The organism is Neisseria sp. P0014.S009 (assembly GCF_051958155.1).
In the GTDB taxonomy this organism is placed as follows: Bacteria; Pseudomonadota; Gammaproteobacteria; order Burkholderiales; family Neisseriaceae; genus Neisseria; species Neisseria flavescens_C.
In genome coordinates this window covers 1-22,565 of the sequence record NZ_JBQCVS010000019.1, presented here as the reverse complement: position 1 = coordinate 22,565, position 22,565 = coordinate 1, and the positions used below count along the sequence as shown (strand labels likewise).

The 22,565-nt window shown below is 48.4% G+C and carries 17 protein-coding genes and 1 tRNA gene; 10 read left to right on the top strand and 8 right to left on the bottom strand.

Features of this window, described 5'->3' with window-relative positions:
• Together ACTHS4_RS10750 and pepN are read left to right on the top strand one after the other, a co-directional pair.
• Positions 1-2,574 (top strand): YadA-like family protein (locus ACTHS4_RS10750; RefSeq protein ID WP_440365923.1); only part of this gene is annotated, 2,574 nt, incomplete at its 5' end.
• Between the two features lie 155 nt (positions 2,575-2,729).
• On the top strand, positions 2,730-5,351 hold the full coding sequence (pepN, locus tag ACTHS4_RS10745) for an aminopeptidase N (RefSeq protein WP_440365922.1): 2,622 nt from the start codon (positions 2,730-2,732) through the stop codon (positions 5,349-5,351).
• A 185-nt stretch (positions 5,352-5,536) separates the two neighbouring features.
• Here pepN and porB read toward each other — a convergent pair whose 3' ends face one another.
• The 6 genes from porB to ACTHS4_RS10715 all read right to left on the bottom strand — a co-directional run bounded on the left by porB (position 5,537) and on the right by ACTHS4_RS10715 (position 11,178).
• Positions 5,537-6,652 (bottom strand): trimeric porin PorB, encoded by a 1,116-nt coding sequence (gene porB, locus ACTHS4_RS10740; RefSeq protein WP_440365921.1) that lies wholly within the window; start codon positions 6,650-6,652, stop codon positions 5,537-5,539.
• A gap of 389 nt (positions 6,653-7,041) precedes the next feature.
• Positions 7,042-8,055, bottom strand: coding sequence for a ketol-acid reductoisomerase (gene ilvC / locus ACTHS4_RS10735; RefSeq protein ID WP_004521030.1), 1,014 nt, complete (start codon positions 8,053-8,055; stop codon positions 7,042-7,044).
• A gap of 60 nt (positions 8,056-8,115) precedes the next feature.
• On the bottom strand, positions 8,116-8,409 hold the full coding sequence (locus ACTHS4_RS10730; RefSeq protein ID WP_440365920.1) for a putative quinol monooxygenase: 294 nt from the start codon (positions 8,407-8,409) through the stop codon (positions 8,116-8,118).
• Between the two features lie 66 nt (positions 8,410-8,475).
• Positions 8,476-8,967 (bottom strand): acetolactate synthase small subunit, encoded by a 492-nt coding sequence (gene ilvN / locus ACTHS4_RS10725; protein WP_003685820.1) that lies wholly within the window; start codon positions 8,965-8,967, stop codon positions 8,476-8,478.
• A 10-nt stretch (positions 8,968-8,977) separates the two neighbouring features.
• Complete coding sequence (ilvB, locus tag ACTHS4_RS10720; protein WP_440365919.1) at positions 8,978-10,705, bottom strand: biosynthetic-type acetolactate synthase large subunit; 1,728 nt, start codon at positions 10,703-10,705, stop codon at positions 8,978-8,980.
• A gap of 388 nt (positions 10,706-11,093) precedes the next feature.
• Positions 11,094-11,178: transfer RNA gene (locus ACTHS4_RS10715), tRNA-Leu, on the bottom strand.
• A 285-nt stretch (positions 11,179-11,463) separates the two neighbouring features.
• Here ACTHS4_RS10715 and ACTHS4_RS10710 point away from each other — a divergent pair.
• The 4 genes from ACTHS4_RS10710 (at position 11,464) to hisD (ending at position 15,001) form a co-directional block, all read left to right on the top strand.
• Positions 11,464-12,126, top strand: coding sequence for an SCO family protein (locus tag ACTHS4_RS10710; RefSeq protein ID WP_300481872.1), 663 nt, complete (start codon positions 11,464-11,466; stop codon positions 12,124-12,126).
• Positions 12,127-12,209: 83 nt separating this feature from the next.
• Positions 12,210-12,863 carry an ATP phosphoribosyltransferase gene (gene hisG, locus ACTHS4_RS10705; RefSeq protein ID WP_371460544.1) on the top strand — a complete coding sequence of 218 codons (654 nt, stop codon included), beginning with the start codon at positions 12,210-12,212 and terminating at the stop codon, positions 12,861-12,863.
• Between the two features lie 48 nt (positions 12,864-12,911).
• Entirely contained in the window at positions 12,912-13,637 is a 726-nt protein-coding gene (gene nfsA / locus ACTHS4_RS10700) for an oxygen-insensitive NADPH nitroreductase (protein ID WP_070825919.1), read from the top strand.
• A 71-nt stretch (positions 13,638-13,708) separates the two neighbouring features.
• Positions 13,709-15,001 (top strand): histidinol dehydrogenase, encoded by a 1,293-nt coding sequence (gene hisD, locus ACTHS4_RS10695; RefSeq protein WP_070825920.1) that lies wholly within the window; start codon positions 13,709-13,711, stop codon positions 14,999-15,001.
• Positions 15,002-15,108: 107 nt separating this feature from the next.
• Here hisD and ACTHS4_RS10690 read toward each other — a convergent pair whose 3' ends face one another.
• Positions 15,109-15,990, bottom strand: a complete 882-nt coding sequence (locus ACTHS4_RS10690; RefSeq protein ID WP_070825921.1) for a prephenate dehydrogenase — start codon at positions 15,988-15,990, stop codon at positions 15,109-15,111.
• A 296-nt stretch (positions 15,991-16,286) separates the two neighbouring features.
• Here ACTHS4_RS10690 and ACTHS4_RS10685 point away from each other — a divergent pair, with 296 nt between their 5' ends.
• The 4 genes from ACTHS4_RS10685 to ACTHS4_RS10670 all read left to right on the top strand — a co-directional run bounded on the left by ACTHS4_RS10685 (position 16,287) and on the right by ACTHS4_RS10670 (position 21,278).
• Positions 16,287-16,781 carry a MarR family transcriptional regulator gene (locus ACTHS4_RS10685; protein WP_004521040.1) on the top strand — a complete coding sequence of 165 codons (495 nt, stop codon included), beginning with the start codon at positions 16,287-16,289 and terminating at the stop codon, positions 16,779-16,781.
• A 49-nt stretch (positions 16,782-16,830) separates the two neighbouring features.
• Positions 16,831-18,237, top strand: coding sequence for an efflux transporter outer membrane subunit (locus ACTHS4_RS10680; RefSeq protein ID WP_371460545.1), 1,407 nt, complete (start codon positions 16,831-16,833; stop codon positions 18,235-18,237).
• A gap of 222 nt (positions 18,238-18,459) precedes the next feature.
• Positions 18,460-19,650, top strand: coding sequence for an HlyD family secretion protein (locus ACTHS4_RS10675; protein ID WP_440365918.1), 1,191 nt, complete (start codon positions 18,460-18,462; stop codon positions 19,648-19,650).
• Between the two features lie 101 nt (positions 19,651-19,751).
• A complete protein-coding gene (locus ACTHS4_RS10670; protein WP_371460547.1) occupies positions 19,752-21,278 on the top strand; it encodes a DHA2 family efflux MFS transporter permease subunit in 1,527 nt (508 codons plus the stop codon).
• A 42-nt stretch (positions 21,279-21,320) separates the two neighbouring features.
• On the opposite strand, the gene thrB is transcribed toward ACTHS4_RS10670, so the two are convergent.
• On the bottom strand, positions 21,321-22,238 hold the full coding sequence (gene thrB / locus ACTHS4_RS10665; RefSeq protein ID WP_371460548.1) for a homoserine kinase: 918 nt from the start codon (positions 22,236-22,238) through the stop codon (positions 21,321-21,323).
• Between the last annotated feature and the right edge of the window lie 327 nt (positions 22,239-22,565).

The window sequence follows — 22,565 nt, the reverse complement described above, 5'->3', positions numbered from 1 at the left end:
GCTGAAAAGGCCGACAACGTGACCGACTACAGCATCGACTTGGCTGATAACACCAAAGCCGAAATCCAAAAAGGCGTAGATGCCAAAACCACCGTTGACAGCAAAGGCCTGACCTTCAACGGCGACAGCGGCAGCACCAATATCGAAAAACTCGGCTCTACCGTGACCGTTGCCGGCGACGACAACATCACCACCGAAGCCCAAGACGATAAAGTGACCGTTAAGCTGAACAAAGACCTGGTAGTGAACAGCGTCAAAGCCGGCGACACCACCGTAAACAACGACGGCGTTAAGATCGCAGGCGGTCCTAGCCTGACCAAGTCCGGTATCGATGCCGCCGGCAAGAAGGTTACCAACGTAGCCGACGGCGACCTCAATGCCAACAGCAAAGACGCCGTCAACGGCAGCCAACTGTTTGCGACCAACCAAAACGTCGCGACCAACGCCGCCAATATCGCCAAAGGCATCAACTTCGGCGGTACCACCGGCAGCAACAACTACGCATTGGGCGACACCATCAATGTCAAAGGCGACAGCAACATCATCAGCGAAACCGTAGCCGGTGGTGCACAGCTGAAACTGGCCGATGTGTTGAATGTCGGTCAAGTGGCTCCGGTGAAAATCGATGGTGATAAAGGCGAAGTCAGCGGCTTGAGCAATACGACTTTGGGCGGCAGCGACTTTGCCAAAGGCAAACGTGCGGCGACTGAAGAGCAGCTGAATGCAGCCCAAGATCAGTTGGTAAATGTATTGGGTGGCAATGCGGCCAATAATGGCGGCAACATCAGCATGACCGATATTGGCGGTACTGGTGAGAACAATATCCACGATGCAATCAAAGCCGTCAATGCAACTGCCAATCTGCCTTTGACTTTCGGCGGCGACAGCGGCAAAGATGTTGAACGCAAACCGGGTACGAAGCTGAATATTGTTGGCGGTCAAACCGATGCAGCCAAACTTTCAGACGGCAATATCGGCGTTGTAGCGAATGGCTCTGATAAGTTGGAAGTCAAATTGGCTAAAGACTTGGCAGTTGACAGCGTGAAAGCCGGCGATACCACAGTCAATACTGACGGCGTGAAAGTTGGTGATGTCAACCTGACTAAAGCCGGCTTGAACAACGGCGGCAACAAGATTACCAATGTTGCGGCTGGTACTGATGACACTGATGCGGTGAATGTTGCTCAGTTGAACAAAGCTGCAGCTGCGGCTAAGACTGAAGTCGTTCAAGGCGATAATATCGTTGTGACTCAGGATGTCGGCGCCAATGGTCAAACCATTTACAAAGTGGCGACCGATAAAAATCTGAAAGTCGACAGCGTTACCGCAGGCGATACCGTGATGAATAATGACGGTGTGAAAGTTGGCGATGGTGTTGCATTGAACAAAGACGGCTTGAAAGCAGGCGATGTGAACCTGACCAAAGCCGGCTTGAACAACGGCGGCAACAAGATTACCAATGTTGCGGCTGGTACTGATGACACCGATGCAGTCAATGTTTCCCAACTGAAACAAGCTGCGGCTGTGTCTAAGACCGAAGTCGTTCAAGGTAAGAACATTGTTGTGACTCAGAAAACAGGCGACAAGGGTCAAACTGTTTACGAGGTGGCAACCGATAAAGACTTGGATGTTGACAGCGTGAAAGCCGGCGATACCGCAGTGAATACTGACGGTGTCAAAGTGGGTGACGATGTTGCATTGACCAAAGACGGCTTGAAAGCAGGCAAGGTAAACCTGACGAAAGACGGCTTGGACAATGCGGGCAACAAAGTAACCAACGTAGCGGATGGCGATCTCAACGCCAACAGTAAAGATGCCGTCAACGGCAGCCAGTTGTACGCAACCAACCAAAACGTAGCCAACAATGCTGCGACTATCGCCAAAGGCATTAACTTCGGCGGTACGACCGGCAGCAACAACTACGCGTTGGGCGACACCATCAACGTTAAAGGCGACAGCAACATCATCAGCGAAACCGTAGCCGGTGGTGCACAGCTGAAACTGGCTGACGAGATTAGCGTGAAGACAGTGAATGCCGATACCTTCAAAGCAGGCGATACTGTGATGAATAACGACGGAGTGAAAGTCGGCGATAAAGTTGCGTTGAACAAAGATGGTCTGACCGCAGGCAATACCGTGGTCAACAACGATGGCGTAACCATCGCTGCGCCGACTGAAAACAATCCGAACAACCAAGTCAAACTGTCTCCTGTCGGTCTGAACAACGGCGGCCAACGCATTACCAACGTGGCTCCGGGTAAAGACGGTACAGATGCGGCAAACGTGAACCAGTTGATTGGTTTGGGTACCGAGTTGCAGAACAATATCAACCAAGTAGGCAAGAAAGCCTACGCGGGTGTGGCCGGTGCGATTGCCCAAGGCTCGATTCCTCAAGTAACCCGTCCGGGTGCGACCGGTATCGGTGTCGGCAGTGGCTACTACGGTGGTCAGTCTGCCATGGCCATCGGCGTGTCTGCGATGAGCGACGGCGGCAACTGGATTGTCAAAGGCAACTTCTCGGCCAATACCGACGGTCATGTCGGTGTCGGTGCCGGTGCGCTGTATCAGTGGTAAGTTGGCAATGACAGGCAACTAGATTTGCTGCCTGAATAGGAAGGCCGTCTGAAATTTTAGGTTTCAGACGGCCTTTTTTTCTGAAAACACTTGAATTTAGGCTATATGAAACGATATGCTTCATCTATTTACCGCATGACTCTGAAAGAGAACAAATGAGCAAAACCATCCATTATTTGAAAGACTACGCCGCGCCAGCGTACCGTATTCTGAAAACCGCCCTGCATTTCGATATTTTAGAACCGCAAACCATCGTCAAATCCAGTCTGACCGTTCAACCTGAAAGAGCAGGGGAGCCATTGGTATTGGATGGTTCGGCAAAACTGCTGTCTGTGAAAGTAAACGGCCGGGTCGTGGATTATGTGTTGGAAGACGAAAAACTGACGATTGCCGGCGTGCCGTCTGAAAACTTCACGCTGGAAGTAGAAACCGAAATTTTGCCGGCTGAGAACAAATCGCTGATGGGTCTGTATGCTTCCGGCGGCAATCTGTTTACCCAATGCGAACCGGAAGGTTTCCGCAAAATTACTTTCTACATCGACCGTCCGGATGTCATGTCTAAATTTACCACCACCATCGTTGCAGACAAAAAACGCTATCCGGTGTTGCTGTCTAACGGCAATAAAATTGATGGCGGCGAGTTTTCAGACGGCCGTCACTGGGTGAAATGGGAAGACCCGTTTGCCAAACCGAGCTATCTCTTTGCTTTGGTGGCAGGCGATTTGGCGGTAACGGAAGATTATTTTACAACCATGAGCGGCCGTAAGGTCAAAATCGAGTTCTACACCACTGAGACAGACAAACCTAAAGTCGGTTTTGCCGTGGAATCGTTGAAAAATGCGATGAAATGGGACGAGATACGTTTTGGCTTGGAATACGACTTGGATATTTTCATGGTCGTTGCCGTGGGCGATTTCAATATGGGCGCAATGGAAAACAAAGGTTTGAATATTTTCAACACCAAGTTTGTGCTGGCCAACAGCCGTACCGCGACCGATACCGACTTTGAAGGCATCGAATCTGTTGTCGGCCACGAATATTTCCACAACTGGACAGGTAACCGCGTGACCTGCCGCGATTGGTTCCAATTGTCGCTGAAAGAAGGTTTGACTGTATTCCGCGATCAAGAGTTTTCCGGCGACCGAGCCAGCCGCGTGGTACGCCGTATCGACAATGTCCGTATGCTGCGCTTGTTCCAATTCCCAGAAGATGCGGGCCCGACTGCGCATCCTGTCCGCCCGGCCAGCTATGAGGAAATGAACAACTTCTACACCATGACCGTCTATGAAAAAGGTGCGGAAGTAGTACGCATGTATCACACCTTGCTCGGAGAAGAGGGCTTCCAAAAAGGCATGAAGCTGTATTTCCAACGCCACGACGGTCAGGCTGTGACTTGTGATGATTTCCGTGCCGCAATGGCAGACGCAAACGGCATCAATCTTGATCAGTTCGCTTTGTGGTACAGCCAAGCTGGTACGCCGGTTTTAGATGCTCAAGGCCGTCTGAAAGATGGCGCGTTTGAATTGACCATCAAACAAACCATTCCTGCCACGCCCGATATGGCGGACAAACAGCCGATGATGATTCCGGTCAAAACCGGTTTGCTGAATGAAAAAGGCGAAGCGGTTGAGTTTGAATATCAAGGCAAACGGGTGAAAGAGGCGGTTTTGGTATTGACTGAAGCCGAGCAGACTTTTGTGTTGGGCGGCGTCAATGAGCCGGTTATCCCGTCTCTGCTGCGAGATTTCTCTGCACCGGTTACCCTGAACTATCCGTACAGCGAGCAAGAGTTGGCCACTTTGCTGGCGGCAGATGAAAATGAGTTTGCCCGTTGGGAGGCTGCTCAAACCCTGTATCATCGTGCCATTAACGCCAATCGTCAGGCATTGGCGGAAGGCCGTCCTTTACCGGAACACAAAGCATTGATGGATGCTTTGGCTTTGGTGGTTTCCGGTGACTTTGATCCGGCATTCCGTGCCATTTTGCTGCAAATGCCGTCTGAAACCGATGTATGGGCGGAAGAAGAAAATATTGACCCGATTCAGGTTCATCAAGCGCGAGAAGCCTTGCTCAATGCTGTTGACGTCAAGTTCCTGCCTCAATGGCGCGAGCTGAACCGTCAAGCTGCCGAGCAAGAAAATCAAGCCGATGCTGCTGTTCGTTATGAATACAGCCCGGAACTGGCCGGCTGGCGTACTTTGCGCAATGCTTGCAGGGCATTTGTCCTTCGTGCTGACGCTGCGCATATCGAACACGTTGCGGAGAATTACGCAGCAATGGCGCAAAACATGACCCACGAATGGGGTATCTTATCCGCAATCAACAGCAATGAAAGTGAAATCCGAGATCGTTTGTTGACACAATTTGCCGATAAATTCGCCGATGATGCTTTGGTAATGGACAAATACTTTGCCTTGATTGCCTCAAGTCGCCGCAAAGATACTTTACAGCAAGTTCAGACGGCCTTGAGTCATCCTAAGTTCAGCATTGAAAACCCGAATAAAGCCCGTTCTTTATTGATGAGCTTCAGCCGCAATATTCCGCACTTCCATGCAGAAGACGGCAGCGGCTACCGCTTTGTAGCCGATAAAGTGATGGAAATCGACCGCTTTAATCCGCAAGTTGCCGCCCGACTGGTGCAGGCTTTCAACATCTGCAACAAATTGGAAGCCAATCGCAAAGCCGTCATGGCCAAAGAATTGCAACGCATTAATGCACAAGAAGGTTTGTCCAAAGATGTAGGCGAGATTGTCGGTAAGATTTTGAATGAAAAATAAAGCTTGTTTGTTGACCTTATTGTCATTTGGCAATAGGGATAGATAGACTAAAGGCCGTCTGAAACTAATTGGTTTCAGACGGCCTTTTTATATATCAACGCTTAAATCAATTTTCGTTGAGGGTAGGGAATAGAATAAAAAAAGAGCCTGCATAAAACAGGCTCTTTTTCATACTAATCCGAAGATTAGAATTTGTGACGCAGGCCAACCAAACCAGAGATGGTTTCAACTTTGTGAGGGCCAGACTCAGCACCACGCAACCAGCCGGCAGAAACCAGAGCAGTAGTGCGTTTAGAGAAGTCGTAGTCAGCACCAACGATAACTTGGTCGTATTGAGTGCCTTTCAGTTTTTTACCGTCAACTTTAGCTTTGAAGCCGTGAGCGTAAGAAACGCGAGGAGTTACGTTACCGGCACGGTAAGCGGCAGTAGCAGCAACTTCGATAGTTTCAGCAGGACGGCTATCCAGGGCAGCAGCAGTACCAAACACTACGTTAGAAGCGTTAGTAGTAGCAGAATTTACAACGCCGTTAGATTGGGCTTCGGCGTAGTCACCCAAAGTTTCCCAGTTTTTAGCGTATTGACCGGCTACAGACACGAACAGGTTGTTAGCATCGTAACCACCTACCAAGCGGTGTACGTGACCGTCTTTTTCAGAAACGGCGTTTTTACGGAAACCACCAGCGTATTGACCGAAGAAACCAGAGTTTTCGTAGTTCAGGCCAGCGTAGTAAGTGTCACGGGTAGCGTTGTTGTGAGTGTATTTGTCAGAAGGGTTAGCGTTGTCGCGTGGAGTGTATTGTACGCTTGCGCTGAAGCCTGAGAATACAGGGCTGTCGTAACGTACAGATACTGCACGCTCGTCAACACGAGTGAATACAGACATATTCAAAGCGCCGTTGCTGCTTTCCCATTGGTCAACATTGTCGCTAGAGTCTTTAACAGTAGAGTTCAATTTACCGGCACGAATTTTACCGAAGCCACCTTCCAAACCGATGAAAGATTCGCGAGAAGCCCACTCTTTGTCGCCACCGGCGATAGAAGTGTTTTGTTCAACTTGCCAGATGGCATTCAGGTTGTTACCCAAGTGTTCGTGGCCTTTGAAGCCGATGCGTGAACCGAAGTCAGCGATTTCAGTAGCAGTTTTAGAGCTTTTCTCTTTACCCAGTGCAGTAGCGGTTTTTTCACCCAATTTTACTTTGGATACTTCAACACCGGCTTTTACTTGGCCGTACAGAGTTACGTCAGCCATAGCTGCAACAGGCAGAGCCGCCAGAGTCAGGGCAATCAGGGATTTTTTCATTGCTGTTTTTCTTTTTTAAGTGTGAAGAAGCGAGCATTCGTTCTTCTTATTACGATATCGTTCTGTTTCAACGATTCCATGACCATAATATAAAGGTTATGGCTTAAGAAAACAAATTTTCCTCTTGTTTTGAGTAATTTTTGCGGGGAAACATTGTTTTTTACAGACAGGGTGGAAGTGGAAGACTGTCTTTTATTTTGTAATGTGTTTTTCTAAAAGGGAATTTTGGGATGGCTATAAAATATGGGGTATATAAAATTGGGTTGTGAATATTGTTTATCGTGTTTTCAGACGGCCTTGGTAATTAAAATTTATAGTGTATTGGGTTTGCAAATATATAAAAAACCTGCCTGATTGCTCGGGCAGGTTTGATTTGCTGGAAAGACAGATTAGTTTTTGTCTTGGTCAACCAGTTTGTTTTTGGCAATCCAAGGCATCATAGAACGCAGTTGAGCGCCGACTTTTTCAATTTGGTGATCAGCAGTCAGACGGCGACGGGCTGTCATGCTGGCATAGTTGACGGCACCTTCTTGGATGAACATTTTAGCGTATTCGCCGGTTTGGATGCGTTTGAGGGCATTGCGCATGGCTTCGCGGGATTTGTCGTTGATGACTTCGACGCCGGTTACGTATTCGCCGTACTCTGCATTGTTGGAAATGGAGTAGTTCATGTTGGCGATGCCGCCTTCGTAAATCAGGTCAACAATGAGCTTCATTTCGTGCAGGCATTCGAAGTAGGCCATTTCTGGGGCGTAGCCTGCTTCAGTCAGGGTTTCGAAGCCGGTTTTAATCAATTCAACCACGCCGCCGCACAATACGGCTTGTTCGCCAAAGAGGTCGGTTTCGGTTTCTTCGCGGAAGTTAGTTTCAATCACGCCGCCTTTGGTACCGCCGTTGGCTGCGGCGTAAGACAGGGCGATGTCGCGTGCTTTGCCGCTTTTATCTTGGTAAACGGCGATCAGAGAAGGTACACCGCCGCCTTTCAGGAATTCGCTGCGTACGGTGTGACCTGGGCCTTTAGGGGCAACCATGATAACGTCGAGGTCGGCGCGGGGTACGATTTGGTTGTAGTGTACGTTGAAGCCGTGGGCAAACGCCAATACTGCGCCTTCTTTCAAGTTAGGCTCGATTTCGTTTTTGTATACGATAGGTTGGTTTTCGTCAGGCAACAGAATCATTACAACATCGGCTGCTTTGGTTGCTTCAGCAACGGTGCGCACGTCGTGGCCGGCTGCTTCGGCTTTTTTCCAAGAGCCGCCTTGGCGCAGACCGATGACGACATTTACGCCGGAATCTTTCAGGTTTGCTGCGTGTGCGTGACCTTGTGAACCGTAACCGATGATGGCAACGGTTTTGCCTTTGATTAGAGAAAGGTCAGCGTCTTTATCGTAATAAACTTGCATTTTATTTCCTTAGTGTAAGAGGGTTCCGGATAATCCGGGTTGAGTTAAAAGTAATAGGGGTTAAGCGGGGACTTGGTTCATCAAGACAATTTCCAATGCTTCGGTTTTTCCTTCGATGGATTTGACGAAGTTTTGGAAATGTTCGCTGGCATTGTGTTCGTCAATAGCTGCTTGGGATTTCCAGCTTTCTACGAATACGAAACGGTTGGGTTTGTCGATTTCTTGGTGCAGGTCGTAGCTGATGTTGCCTTCTTCTGCACGGCTGGCTTTGACCAATTCTTTAAACTGGGCAGCCAGAGCCTCGGTGTATTCGGGTTTGACGGTAACTAATGCAACGATTTGGATGCTTGACATGGTTGTCTCCTACTGGTTTTCAGACGGCCTTTGTAGAAAGCAAAAGGCCGTCTGAACGATACAGCGTTAAATTTTCAAAATACGCTCGCCGCGGCCGATGCCGGCTGCGCCTGTGCGGACGGTTTCCAAAATTTGAGCGCGACCGACTGTTTCGAGGAAAGAGTCGAGTTTTTCGGTAGAACCTGTGATTTCGATGGTGTAGCTGCGGTCTGTTACATCAATGACACTGCCGCGGTAGATTTCGGTCAATCGCAGGAATTCGTCGCGGTCTTTGCCGACGGCGCGGACTTTTACCAACATCAGCTCGCGTTCGACAAAACGGCTTTCGTTCAAATCGACCACTTTGATAACTTCAATCAGTTTGTTGAGTTGTTTGGTGATTTGCTCGATAACGTGTTCGTCGCCGTGGGTAACGATGGTCATGCGAGACAAGGTTTTGTCTTCGGTTGGTGCAACAGCCAGGGAGTCGATGTTGTAATCGCGTGCGGAGAACAAACCTACCACACGGCTCATCGCACCTGATTCGTTTTCCATCAGAATAGATAAGATATGTCGCATTTTTCTCTCCTTACGCTGACAATGTTTCGCGCATATGCGGCGGCAGAACCATCTCGTCCAAGCCTTTGCCGTTGCCGACCATAGGCAGTACGTTTTGTTTCTTATCGGTCAAGAAATCGAGGAATACCAGGCGGTCTTTTTGGTTTAATGCTTCCAGCAATGCGCCTTCTACATCGGATTTCTTGTCCACGCGGATGCCGATATGGCCGTAGGCTTCAGCCAGTTTGACAAAATCAGGCAATGAATCGAAATAGGTTTCTGATTCACGGTTGCCGTAATAAAGTTCTTGCCATTGGCGGACCATGCCGAGGTAGCCGTTGTTCAGGGTAACGACGTTAACCGGAACGCGGTATTGGAAGCAGGTGGACAGCTCTTGGATATTCATTTGAATAGAGCCCTCGCCTGTGATACAGAAGACGTCTTGTTCCGGAGCCGCCAGTTTGGCACCGAGGGCGTAAGGCAGTCCTACACCCATCGTGCCCAAGCCACCGGAATTGAGCCACTGGCGTGGACGCTCGAATGGGTAATATTGTGCGGTAAACATTTGGTGTTGACCAACGTCGGAAGTAATGATGGCAGAATTATTGGTGATTTCGGCCAGTTTTTGAATAACGTATTGCGGTTTGATGATTTCGCTTTCATTATCAAACCACAGGCAGTTGCGCGAACGCCATTCTTCAATGCTTTTCCACCATTTATCTAATGAGTCGGTTGCAGGTGCAGATTCTTGCTTGCCCCACAATTGAATCATTTCTGACAATACGTTTTTCACGTCGCCGACAATCGGGATATCCACTTTGACGCGTTTGGCAATGCTGGACGGGTCAACGTCGATATGAATAATTTTTTTGGCTTTTTCAAAGAATTTGGACGGTACGGAAATCACGCGGTCATCGAAGCGCGCACCGATTGCCAGTACAACGTCTGCATTTTGCATGGCGAGGTTGGCTTCATAAGTACCGTGCATACCCAGCATGCCCAAGAATTGGCGGTCGCTGGAAGGGTATGCACCCAAGCCCATCAATGTACCGGTACAAGGAGCGCCGATCATGCGGACGAATTTGGTCATTTCCTCAGAGGCATTGCCCAAAACCACGCCGCCGCCGAAGTAAACAATAGGGCGTTTGGCGGAAGCCAGCATTTGTACGGCTTTTTTGATTTGACCGATGTGGCCTTGTACAACCGGTTGGTAAGAGCGGATGAAGATGTCTTCTTGAGGATAGCTGAATTTAGCCATTGCTTGGGTGACATCTTTAGGAACATCGACAACAACGGGACCCGGACGGCCGCTTGCGGCGATTTGGAAAGCTTTTTTGATGGTATCTGCCAACTCAGCAATATTGGTCACCAAGAAATTGTGTTTGACACAAGGGCGGGTAATGCCGACTGTATCCACTTCTTGGAATGCGTCTGTCCCGATAAGGGAGTTGCCCACCTGGCCGCTGATGACTACCAACGGAATGGAGTCACTGTAAGCAGTGGCGATACCGGTCAGGGCATTGGTCACGCCCGGGCCGGAAGTCACCAAGGCAACGCCGACTTTGCCGCTGACACGGGCATAGGCATCTGCCGCATGTACGGCGGCCTGCTCGTGGCGAACCAGGATGTGCTTGAATTTATTGAGTTGGAAAAGGGCATCGTAGATTTCGATAACCGCGCCGCCCGGATAGCCGAATACATACTCGACACCTTCGGCTTTGAGACTTTGCACGATGATTTGTGCGCCAGATAATTGCATATTGACCTCTTTTATATGGTCTCAAACCAATAGGAACAATCCGCCTCACCACAGCACCTGTAATGCAATTCCGCCAAGCAGCGATTTAGGGTACGCGCATTGAGGGAATACGGCGACAGTCAGACTGTCCAAACAATTGGAAAGGAACACAGAGTTTGTGAAAAAGAGTAGAAAAGATAACGCAAACCGACTGTTCAATCAAGATAAAATCTTTCATCTTTTAACATTTGAGATGGGAAAATAGATTGAAGGTTGATTTTAAAGAAATAAAAAAACAGTTTTATTGATCTTGGTGTGGATGGATTGTTGACAGTTTGAGTAAGGAGAAGGTTTTGCAAATGATAAATAGCAAAAAACCTCTTGACTGAATCAAGAGGTTTTTTTAATTTGGTGCCCAGGGTCGGACTCGAACCGACACACCTTGCGGCGGGGGATTTTGAGTCCCCTGCGTCTACCAATTTCGCCACCTGGGCTAGCGAAGAAGTCGTCATTATAGCGAGTTCTCGAATCTTGTAAAGCAGTAATTGAAAAAAAATTGGATTATTTTTATATTTATTTGATTTTTAATGAATTAAACTTTTTTACATTTGATGGCTATCTAAATGGAAGGCAGATTTTTAAAACAAAAAAAGCAGTATTTATCTGCAAAAAGGGCTACATTTAATGTGTCAAACGCGTTAATATGAAGATGTTTTGTTTTTATATCGGCCGGGCAGTTATTTGGCCGCACTTATTTGAAACGGTTTTGGAGAAAATTTATGCTTTCCGTTACACGAACTTTCCTACTCAGTGCTTTTGCGTTGGCTGCTCTGGCTGCTTGTCAGCCTAAAGAAGAGGCCAAAGAGGCTTCTTCGACACCTGCCGCTTCTGCTGCGCCTGCTGCTTCCGGTGAATCTACTGCCAAAGCGCAAGCGCGTGGTACCGATATGCGCAAAGAAGATATTGGCGGTGACTTTACATTGACCGATGGCGACGGCAAACCTTTCAGCCTGAGCGATTTGAAAGGCAAAGTGGTTATCCTGTCTTTCGGTTATACCCACTGTCCTGACGTATGCCCAACCGAGTTGCTGACTTACAGCGACACTTTAAAACAATTGGGCGATCAGGCTAAAGACGTGAAAGTGGTATTTGTCAGCATCGACCCTGAGCGCGATACGCCTGAAGTAATCGGCAAATACGCCAAACAGTTCAACCCTGATTTTATCGGCCTAACGGCTACCGGCGATCAAAGCCTGCCTGTCATCAAACAGCAATACCGTGTGGTATCGGCTAAAGTAAACCAAAAAGAAGACAGCGAAAACTATTTGGTCGACCACTCTTCAGGTGCATATTTGATTGATAAAAACGGCGAAGTGGCGATTTTCTCGCCTTATGGCAGCGAGCCGGAAACGATTGCGGCTGATGTGAAAACTTTATTGTAAAACCGTAGTTAAGGCCGTCTGAAATGGGTTGTGGATTTCAGACGGCCTTCTTGCTTTATGATACGGCAAAGGAGAAGAACAAAATGACCGACACACTTTTAACGATTGCTTTATCCAAGGGGCGAATTTTTGAGGAAACCCTGCCGCTGTTGGCCGCCGCCGGTATTGTGCCTGCAGAAGAGCCGGAAAAATCGCGCAAGCTGATTATTGGCACCAATCATGACAATATCCGTTTGGTAATTGTACGCGCAACCGATGTGCCGACTTATGTGCAATATGGTGCGGCGGATTTCGGTATTGCCGGTAAGGACGTGCTGATCGAGCATGGCGGAGATGGCCTGTATCAACCTTTGGATTTGCACATCGCCTCATGCCGCATGATGGTTGCGGTTAAAAAAGGTTTTGATTACACCGCCGCTTCCAAACCCGGCAGCCGCTTGCGGATTGCCACCAAATATCCCGACATCGCCGCCGAACACTTTGCCGACAAGGGTGTGCATGTGGACATCATCAAGCTGTACGGCTCGATGGAGCTTGCACCTTTGGTTGGTCTGAGCGACGCGATTGTCGATTTGGTTTCCAGCGGCAATACGTTAAAGGCCAATGGTTTGGAAGCTGTGGAACATGTGGCTGATATTTCCAGCCGCTTGGTGGTCAACAAGGCAGCGTTGAAAACCAAATATGCGCTGTTGAATCCGATTATTCAGGCATTTGAAAATGCCGCTAAGGCCGTCTGAAAAGTTTTTGGCAAAAGTTGTCTGCCAACCCAGTTTGAAAGCCCCGTCATGATGCAAAGCAAACCGACACTCGATACGATTCTTTCCCATCGTTCCATCCGCAGGTTTACTTCCGAGCCGATTGTCGATGAAATCCTTGATACGCTGGTTCGTGCCGGACAACAGGCTTCGACTTCCAACAACCTGCAATGCGTTTCCATCATCCGCGTATCGGATCTTGCACTGAGGCAGGGGATACATGAAGCGGCAGGAAGTGCGCCTTATATTGTCCATTGTGCGGAATTTTTATTGTTTTGCATCGATTTTTCCAAACACAAGGCAATGTTTCCCGATGCGCAAATTGATTGGGCGGAAGTAACCCTGATTGGTGCGGTCGATGCAGGCATTATGGCACAAAACGTATTGCTTGCCGCAGAATCACTTGGACTGGGCGGCGTGTATATCGGCGCGTTGCGCAATAATGCGCAAAAAGTGTCGGACGTGTTGAACCTGCCGGATTATTGCGTGCCTTTGGTGGGGTTGTGCCTCGGTTATCCCGACCAAGATCCGCCGCTCAAGCCGCGCTTACCTAAGGAAATGGTCTATGCCGAAAACGCTTGTCCGAGCCTGAATGCCGAGGCGGTTGAAGCCTATAATCAGGCAGTAGCGGATTATTATGAGTTACGCAAGGGTAGCCCGATACCTTGGAAAGAATCGCTGGCCAAAACCTTGGGCAATCCTGTGCGGCCGCATATGTTGGCGTTTTTGCAGAAAAAAGGTTTTTTGAAAAGATAATGCTCAGACGGCCTATGTGTGGCTGAGGCCGTCTGAAAACAATAGGAACGAAACAAGGAAGAGAGCAAACCATGAAGAAACTCGACACCCAATCCCCTGATTTTCAAGCCGAACTCAAAGCGTTACTCGCTTTTGAAACCGCACAAAACCCTGAAATCGACCGTATTGTTGCCGACATCTGCGCCGATGTTCAAAAACGCGGCGATGCGGCGCTGATTGAATACACCAACCGCTTTGACGGCACATCCGCTCAAACCATCGACGATTTAATTCTGACGCAAGACGATTTGCAGTCTGCCTTTGAGCGTTTGCCTGAAAACATTCAGACGGCCTTGAAAACGGCCGCGAGACGGGTGGAAAGCTACCATAAACACCAAAAAATGGAGTCGTGGACTTACGAAGACGAAGATGGCACGCTTTTGGGTCAACAAATTACGCCGCTTGACCGTGTCGGTATTTATGTTCCGGGCGGTAAAGCCGCTTATCCAAGTTCCGTCATCATGAACGCCATGCCTGCCCACGTTGCCGGCGTGAAAGAAATCATCATGGTCGTTCCCACTCCGAAAGGCGAGCGCAACGATATTGTGTTGGCGGCTGCTTTTGTGGCCGGTGTGACTAAAGTGTTTACGGTCGGAGGCGCGCAGGCGGTTGCGGCTTTGGCCTATGGTACGGAATCTGTGCCTCAAGTCGATAAGATTACCGGCCCGGGCAATGCCTTTGTCGCTGCGGCCAAACGCCGCGTGTTCGGCGTGGTCGGTATCGATATGGTGGCAGGGCCGTCTGAAATTTTGGTGATTGCCGATGGTACGACGCCTGCTGATTGGGTGGCGATGGATTTGTTCAGTCAGGCGGAACACGATGAAATTGCACAAGCGATTTTGATCGGTACTTCTCAAGCGTATTTGGACGAAGTTCAGACGGCCATGAACCGCTTGATCGAAACCATGCCGCGCCGTGCGATTATTGAAGCTTCATTGGGCAACCGCGGTGCAATGATTTTGGCCAAAGATTTGGACGAAGCCTGTGAAATCGCCAACTATATTTCTCCCGAACACTTGGAACTGTCGGTCGAAAATCCGCAAGAGTGGGCGAAAAAAATCCGCCACGCCGGCGCTATTTTCATGGGACGCTATACCAGTGAAAGTCTTGGCGACTATTGCGCAGGCCCCAACCACGTTTTGCCGACCAGCCGCACGGCGCGTTTCTCTTCTCCTTTGGGAACATATGATTTCCAAAAACGCTCCAGTCTGATTCAGGTTTCAGAACAAGGCGCGCAGAAGTTGGGTAAAACCGCCAGCGTGTTGGCGCATGGCGAAAGCTTGACCGCGCACGCCAGAGCGGCTGAGTTCCGTTTGAAAGACTGAGTGAAACGTTGAAGTCGTAAGAAATCTAAAAGGGCATCTAAACAGATGCCCTTTTTATTGTGATGAAGATTTTAGCTGAGAAGGTATTAGGCCGTCTGAAAACAGGTTTAACGGTTTTTCAGCCAGTCATTACGCATTTGTGCGGCTTCTTCAAAATAGCGGTAAAGCTCGGTTTTGTTGCCGTCTGAAAGGAGATGTTCCAATTTGGATAATTGTTCTTTCAAGTCGCTGGTCAGCTTGAGCAGGGCGGGGCGGTTGGCCAGGCAGATGTCTGTCCAGACGGCAGGATGGCTGGAGGCAATGCGGGTAAAGTCGCGAAAGCCTGTGGCGGCATAGGGGAGGTAGTTTTTGCCGTGCGGATGGTCAACCAAAGCGTGGACATAGGCAAAGGCGGTCAAGTGCGGCAAGTGTGAAACGGCGGCAAAAATATTGTCGTGTTCTTCGGCACTCATGGTCGAAATTTGCGAACCAACCGCCTGCCACAGGCTTTTCAGCCGTCTCAGGCCATCTGAAGCCTCTTGGCCATGTAGCGTAATAATCAGGCGGCTGTTTTGAAACAAACCGCAACGCGCGGATTTTGCCCCGCTTTGATCGGAGCCGGCAATCGGGTGGGCGGCAAAACATTGCGGCAGGCGGTCGGATAAGTGGGTGCGGAAGGCATTGAGTGCCGATTGTTTGGTGCTGCCGACATCGGAAACGCAGGCGGTGTCTTTTAAGAAGGGCTTGATGTCGCGGCATACGTCAGGTAGGACGGAGACAGGCGTGGCAATCAAAACCAAATCGGCATTGCTAATGCTTTCGGCGCAAATATTCGGATAGGCATGATCGATGATGCCGCATTCGAGTGCGTAATTGAGGTTGTCGGCATTGGTGTCGATACCGGTAACGGTTTGCACCAGTCCCAAGCGTTTAAGGTCGAGCATGAACGAGCCGCCGATTAAACCGACACCGATAAGGGTAATGTGGGGGAAAAAGGCGGAAGTGTTCATGGTTTGGATCCGGTACAAGTGGAAAAGCTTATTTTAATCTGTCATCGAGGCCGTCTGAAAGATGGAATCAAGGTTTCAGACGGCCTTTTTTATGGTCGAATTTTCATGATTTAGGCATAGAAAACTCCGTTTAGTAGGAGCATGTAACCGATTATCAGATTTTCATACACTAAAATAATCATCTGAATTAGTATAACGTCTTAAAGTAAGTAATTGGTATCTTAAAGTAAATTATTACATCATATTTTATTTTGATTGATATCGAATAAAATAACTCACTCAGAAAGAAGGAATTTATGAGTTTTTCACAAACCGAATTAGTCAACGCAATGCGTTTGCTTTCTACCCGTCTGCCGCAGTTTCCGGAGCAGCAAAACCAAGTATCCCGCATGTTGCGCATCGTAACCGAACGTTTGAGCAGCCATTTGAACGAAAACCTGAAAGCGTTCGGCATTAATGAAAACCTGTGGTTTTCCCTGATGGCGGTTTACGTCAGCCCAAACAGCGAAATCCTGCCTTCACGCTTGAGCGACCTGATGGACTTGACGCGCACCAGTGCAACACGCCTGTCGGACGACATGGTTGAGCGCGGCTGGGTAGAGCGTTATATCAATCAGAAAGACCGTCGTCAGATTGTGCTAAAATTGACCCCTTCGGGTGAGACCTTCATCCACGAAGTATGGCCGCAAATTGCCCGTCAGAGCGGTCAGGCGTGGGAAGATTTCACGAAAGAGGATTATGATACGCTGCAACACCTGTTGGGTAAACTGTTGAACCGTTTGGGCAATTGACAACAGACGGCCTGATGGTCTGCGGTAGGCACACATAAACGGAGTCTGTATGAAATTAGGTTTGGTCAAATCAAGCGTATGCGTTGCCGCTGTTTCGCTGTTGGCGGCATGTGCGCCCTTCGGCAAACAGTCGCCTTTGGATGAGACAACAGCCTATCCGCTGCCGCAAGGCCAATCTGCCGCTACTGCCCAAGACGGCTGGTGGATGAAGCTGAAAGATAAAAAATTAAACAATTTGATTGCTTCCGCCATTCAGACGTCTACCAATCTGCGTGTCGTCAAGGCAAGGTTTGAGCAGGCTCAGGCGCAGCTGGGCGTTGTGGGAGCCGCAAACAAACCGCAAGTCGGCTTGGGCGTTACAGGTCTGGGTGCTTATGTTTCACCCAAACCTCAAGCAGGTATGGTTGATACCGACCATACATTGGTTTTGGCGAACGCAGCCTTGCAAGGCAGCTTGGTTTTCGACTTTTGGGGTAAAAACCGAGAGCAGATTCAAGCTGTTTTAGGAAAAAGCAGGGCTGCGGTGTATGAAGCGCAGCACATCCGCACCGAGTTGGCTCATGCCGTTGCCGCCCAATATTTTGCGTGGCAGATGGCGACAGAACAACTGGCTTTGTTGGATACGCGCATAGAGCTGGCGGATAAAGCATTGAAACTGATGCAACAACGCGTTAAAGCGCAGCTGGCTCCTGCCGATGCCTTGCACGCTCTGGAAATGGCGCAACAGCAATTACAGCTTGAAAAATCGGCATGGACTCAGAAAAATGAGAAAATCCGCAACAGCCTGGCTGTATTGACCGGCCGAGTGCCGGGTGCATTAAATGGACAGGTTCCGGAAAAAATGGTGGCTGTGCCGTCATTGCCGGTTAGCCGTATTGAAGCGGACTTGTTGGCGGCCCGTCCCGATATCGCGGCACAAAAAGCCTTGCTTGAAGAGAAATGGCATATCGTCAAATCGACCGAAGCAGAGTTTTACCCGAATATCGAATTAAAAGTTTTGGCAGGTATGACGCACATTGATGCGTTCAATCTGATTCGTGGACGGACATCCGGTATGTTGGGCATCGTTCCAGCTTTGAATCTGCCATTGTTTACTTCCGGTGCGCTGCAGTCTAAATTGGCGGGTAAACGTGCCCAGTATAACGAGCAGGTTGCCGTGTATGACCAAACTGTTTTGAACGCTATGCGTTCGGCGGCAGATGCTGTAGTCGACTATCAAAGCCTGAAAAGTCGACAAGATACTTGGAATAAGATGGTCAATATCGCGGATAAATCTGTGCAAAATGCGAAAGGACGTGTTCGTGCTGGCTTGGATAACGGCTTGACCGCCTTGCAAAAACAAGACGAGGCTGCGCGTACAAAAATGTCGGCGCTTCAATACCATGCAGAATATCTGACAGCTTGGAGTAACCTCAATGCCCAGTTGGGCGGAGGCTTTAAATTAAATAAGAAATAAACGTTTTATTAAAACGTAGGCCGTCTGAAAGTAATTTCAGACGGCCTTTTGCTTACCTTATTTACATTTGCTACCGGAAGAAATTATTGTAATGAATAGAGTGTAACTATAGAATATGACTCTTTAGCGCGTTAAACACGCGTATTGGGGACTGATAGTATAAGTCAGCGCCCAGCAAACAATAATATCGTTATCACATGTGCAGAATTAAAGTTAGGACTTATGGATACTCAATCGGAAAAAAATAATGTCCAAAAAGAACCGGAAGTAGTCGCTTCCGGCGCTAAAACGCATCGCAAACGCAATTTGGTTATCGTTACGCTTCTATTCCTTATTGCGGCAGCAGGAGTTGCTTTGGCGTATTTCCTGTTTTGGCAGCATGAAGAAGAAACGGAAGATGCTTATGTGGCCGGTCATTTGGTGATGATTACGCCGCAGGTAAACGGCACGGTGCGCAAAGTCATGTATGACGATACGGATGTCGTGAAAAAAGGCGATGTTTTGGTGGCTTTGGACGACAGCGATTTTCAGCTGGCATACGATCGTGCGCAAAATGAATTGATTCAGGCTATCCGTCAAAACAAACAGCAAACTGCGGTCAATTCAAAAGCCAAAGCGCAAGTGTTGTTACGCAAAGCCGATTTGGCCCGTGCGCAAGCCGATTTGCGCCGCCGTGAATCTTTGGCGGGTACGGAAGCGGTTTCAGGTGAAGAACTCAGCCATGCCCGCGCCGCTGTGGTTCAGGCTCAGGCTGCATTGAAAGCGGTTGAGGCAGAAGAAGTTTCTGCTCAGGCAGCGTTGGGCAGTAATATTCCTCTGCGCCAACAACCGGCAGTTCAGACGGCCATCAGCCACATCAAAGACGCTTGGTTGAATTTGCAACGTACGCAAATCCGTTCGCCGATCGGCGGCCAAATTGCCAAACGCAATGTCCAAGTCGGCCAACGTATTGTGCAAGGTACGCCGATGATGGCCGTTGTGCCTCTGTCTGAATTGTGGGTGGATGCCAACTTTAAAGAGTCGCAACTGCGCAAAATGAAAATCGGCCAGCCTGTTGAAATGACAGCCGATTTGTACGGCAGCAAAGTGGTTTACCATGGCAAGGTAATGGGCTTGTCGGCCGGTACGGGCAGTGCGTTCTCATTGCTGCCGGCGCAAAATGCAACGGGCAACTGGATTAAAGTCGTACAACGTGTGCCGGTGCGCATCAGTTTGGATGCCAAAGAATTGCAAAAAAATCCGCTCCGTGTCGGTTTGTCGATGACTGTTAAAGTCGATGTTGCCGAGAAGGGCAGCGGTAAAGCCATGACTGCCGAAGCGGAACGGAATACTGCCTTGCCGGAAACGGAAAGTGTGGATTGGAAAGCCGCCGATGCTTCAGTCGATAAAATCTTCGAGCAATACGCAAAATAATCTTTTCAGACGGCCTGAGTCTTTTATTGAAGGCTCAGGCCGTCTGAAATATTGATTCTCTTCAATCGACCGCTTTGGCGGTTGTCTTATAGTTTAAAAATATGAATTATCCGCCGTTACAAGGGTTTAAGCTGGTGTTGGCAACTTTGGCGCTCAGCTTGGCCGTATTTATGGAAGTCTTGGACAGCACCATCGCCAACGTCGCCGTGCCTGTTATTGCAGGGGATTTAGGCGCGGCTACCACGCAGGGGACTTGGGTGATTACCTCATTTGCCGTAGCCAATGCCATTTCCGTCCCTCTGACCGGCTTTTTGGCCAAGCGGTTTGGCGAGGTTAAAATCTTTATTGCTGCCGTGATTGGTTTTGTCGTAACGTCATGGCTGTGCGGTATGGCGCATAATCTTCAAGCCTTGGTTTTTTTCCGGGTATTGCAAGGCTTTATCGCCGGGCCTTTGATTCCCTTGTCCCAAAGTCTTCTGATGGCTTCCTATCCGCCTGAAAAACGAACATTGGCATTGGCTTTGTGGGCGATGACTGTCGTTGTTGCCCCTGTATTGGGACCGATTTTGGGCGGTTGGATCTCGGACAACTGGCATTGGGGATGGATTTTCTTTATCAATATCCCGATCGGGATTTTGTCTGCAACTATTGCTTGGAAGCAGCTTAGACACAGGGAAACTGAAATCGTCAGGGCGCCAATCGATTATGTCGGGCTGGTGTTGATGATTGTCGGTATCGGCGCATTGCAAATGATGCTTGATAGGGGCAAGGAATTAGACTGGTTTGCCTCGGGAGAGATTATCGTTTTGGGCGTTACCGCTTTGGTGTTCCTGACATATTTTATTGTTTGGGAGTTGGGCGAGAAATACCCGATTGTCGATTTGTCATTGTTTAAAAATAGAAACTTCACGATAGGCGTTGTTGCTACATCGTTGGGCTTTATGGTCTATATGGGCACATTGACCCTGCTGCCTTTGGTGTTGCAATCAAATCTTGGTTATACCGCTACTTGGGCAGGTTTGGCTGCTGCGCCGGTGGGTTTTTTGCCGATTATTCTGTCGCCGATTATCGGTAAGTTTGGTAATCGCGTCGATATGCGCCTGTTTGTCAGCGCCAGCTTCTTGGTATTTGCCTATACATTCCATTGGCGAACCGATTTCTATGCCGGTATGGATATGAGCAATGTCGTTTGGCCGCAGTTTTGGCAGGGTTTAGGCGTAGCCATGTTCTTCCTGCCTTTGACCAGTATTACCTTGTCGCATATGAAAGGCAATCAAATTGCCTCGGCCAGTAGCCTGTCTAACTTCTTGCGTGTTTTTATGGGCGGTGTCGGAGTATCTGTTGTCAGCACCATGTGGGAACGACGCGAAGCTTTGCACCATACTCAACTGACCGAACATATTAATTCATTGTCCTCAATCAGCAACCAATCTATTCAAGGCATGATGGCCAATGGTTTAAGCAAGGAGCAGGCTTTGGTGGCGATAAATAGCACCATTTCCCAACAAGGCTTTATTATTGGCTCAAATGAAATTTTCTTGGCAGGCAGTATCATATTCATCAGCATGATCCCCATTATTTGGCTGGCAAGGCCGCCATTTAACGGCTCTAGTGGGGGAGGACATTAAATAAAAGGCCGTCTGAATTTCAGACGGCCTTTTATCTATATATTATTTAAGACTCAATAACAGATCTCTAAATGCATTCGGATCTTTAATAAATGTCATTTCACCTGATTGAGGAAAATGGAAATCCAGTAGGCGGGATACCCAGAAACGGATACATCCGGCTCTTTGTGCAGTAGGGAGATATGCACGTTCTTCATCAGATAAAGGACGCACGCTTTCATAGCCATGGATAAAAGCATCATAAAGAGCAGGGTCTAATTTATTATCGGCTGTCCGCGCCCAGTCGTTAACTGCAATGGCCAAGTCGTACATGAAATTACCATTGCACGCATAATAAAAATCGATAAAGCCGGAAACTTCATCTCCATTAAGCAGTACATTGTCTTTAAATAAATCGGCATGGATAATACCAGAAGGCAAATGTTCTCCAAGATTTTTATCTAAAGCAGTAATTTCAGATTGAAGCAGTTTGGCATCTTCGCTATCTAAAACCGGGAGCAACTGGGTGCAGGCATCATGCCACCAGCCATCATAACGGGGATTTTTCATTTTTAAAGGAAAATCTTGACCGGCTAAATGCATTTTGGCCAACATCGCACCAGTGTGGAAACATTGTGCCTCAGTCGGCCAGCCGGTATCGGAGCCATTCAAACAAGTTACCAAGCAAGCAGGTTTTCCGGCTAACATAGAATGCAGTCCGCCATCTTTACGAGCAATCGGAGCGGCGCAGGCAACGCCATTTTGGCTCAAGTGTTGGTTTAGCTCTAAAAAGAAAGGTAGTTCCTCTGATTTTAAAACCTCAAAAACAGTCAACACATAACGACCGGTTGAGGTAGTCAGAAAATAATTACTGTTAGTAATTCCTTGAGCAATCCCCTGCAAAGAGACAAAATCTCCCAAATCATATTGCAGCAAGAAATCGCGCATTTGAGCGTCGGAAACACTGGTATAGACAGACATAGCAAACTCGAAGCTGAAATAAAATCAAAGAAACATCATACCAAAAAACAAGCGTCAACAATATAAATTAAAGCATAGGTCAAATTCAAAAGGCCGTCTGAAAGAGCATTTCAGACGGCCTTTAGCTTGTATTTTTTTGTATGTATGGATTGTGTAGAAAGGTTGTTGAAGTTTTTTTATAAAATAAAAACCCTGTTAAAACAGGGCGATGGTTAAATTTCTAGAAATAATTTTGCGAAAGGTGTTGACGGGTTTTGTTGGGAGGCGTATAGTTCGGTTCTTCGCTGCTGACGCGGTGAAGAAAACGAAGCAGACAGTATAACACAG

Bases quoted from the DNA above. Each gene is read 5' to 3' on its own strand.
- pepN (WP_440365922.1), top strand. From the start codon at position 2,730: ATGAGCAAAACCATCCATTATTTGAAAGACTACGCCGCGCCAGCGTAC.
- porB (WP_440365921.1), bottom strand. From the start codon at position 6,652: ATGAAAAAATCCCTGATTGCCCTGACTCTGGCGGCTCTGCCTGTTGCA.
- ilvC (WP_004521030.1), bottom strand. From the start codon at position 8,055: ATGCAAGTTTATTACGATAAAGACGCTGACCTTTCTCTAATCAAAGGC.
- ACTHS4_RS10730 (WP_440365920.1), bottom strand. From the start codon at position 8,409: ATGTCAAGCATCCAAATCGTTGCATTAGTTACCGTCAAACCCGAATAC.
- ilvN (WP_003685820.1), bottom strand. From the start codon at position 8,967: ATGCGACATATCTTATCTATTCTGATGGAAAACGAATCAGGTGCGATG.
- ilvB (WP_440365919.1), bottom strand. From the start codon at position 10,705: ATGCAATTATCTGGCGCACAAATCATCGTGCAAAGTCTCAAAGCCGAA.
- ACTHS4_RS10710 (WP_300481872.1), top strand. From the start codon at position 11,464: ATGCTTTCCGTTACACGAACTTTCCTACTCAGTGCTTTTGCGTTGGCT.
- hisG (WP_371460544.1), top strand. From the start codon at position 12,210: ATGACCGACACACTTTTAACGATTGCTTTATCCAAGGGGCGAATTTTT.
- nfsA (WP_070825919.1), top strand. From the start codon at position 12,912: ATGATGCAAAGCAAACCGACACTCGATACGATTCTTTCCCATCGTTCC.
- hisD (WP_070825920.1), top strand. From the start codon at position 13,709: ATGAAGAAACTCGACACCCAATCCCCTGATTTTCAAGCCGAACTCAAA.
- ACTHS4_RS10690 (WP_070825921.1), bottom strand. From the start codon at position 15,990: ATGAACACTTCCGCCTTTTTCCCCCACATTACCCTTATCGGTGTCGGT.
- ACTHS4_RS10685 (WP_004521040.1), top strand. From the start codon at position 16,287: ATGAGTTTTTCACAAACCGAATTAGTCAACGCAATGCGTTTGCTTTCT.
- ACTHS4_RS10680 (WP_371460545.1), top strand. From the start codon at position 16,831: ATGAAATTAGGTTTGGTCAAATCAAGCGTATGCGTTGCCGCTGTTTCG.
- ACTHS4_RS10675 (WP_440365918.1), top strand. From the start codon at position 18,460: ATGGATACTCAATCGGAAAAAAATAATGTCCAAAAAGAACCGGAAGTA.
- ACTHS4_RS10670 (WP_371460547.1), top strand. From the start codon at position 19,752: ATGAATTATCCGCCGTTACAAGGGTTTAAGCTGGTGTTGGCAACTTTG.
- thrB (WP_371460548.1), bottom strand. From the start codon at position 22,238: ATGTCTGTCTATACCAGTGTTTCCGACGCTCAAATGCGCGATTTCTTG.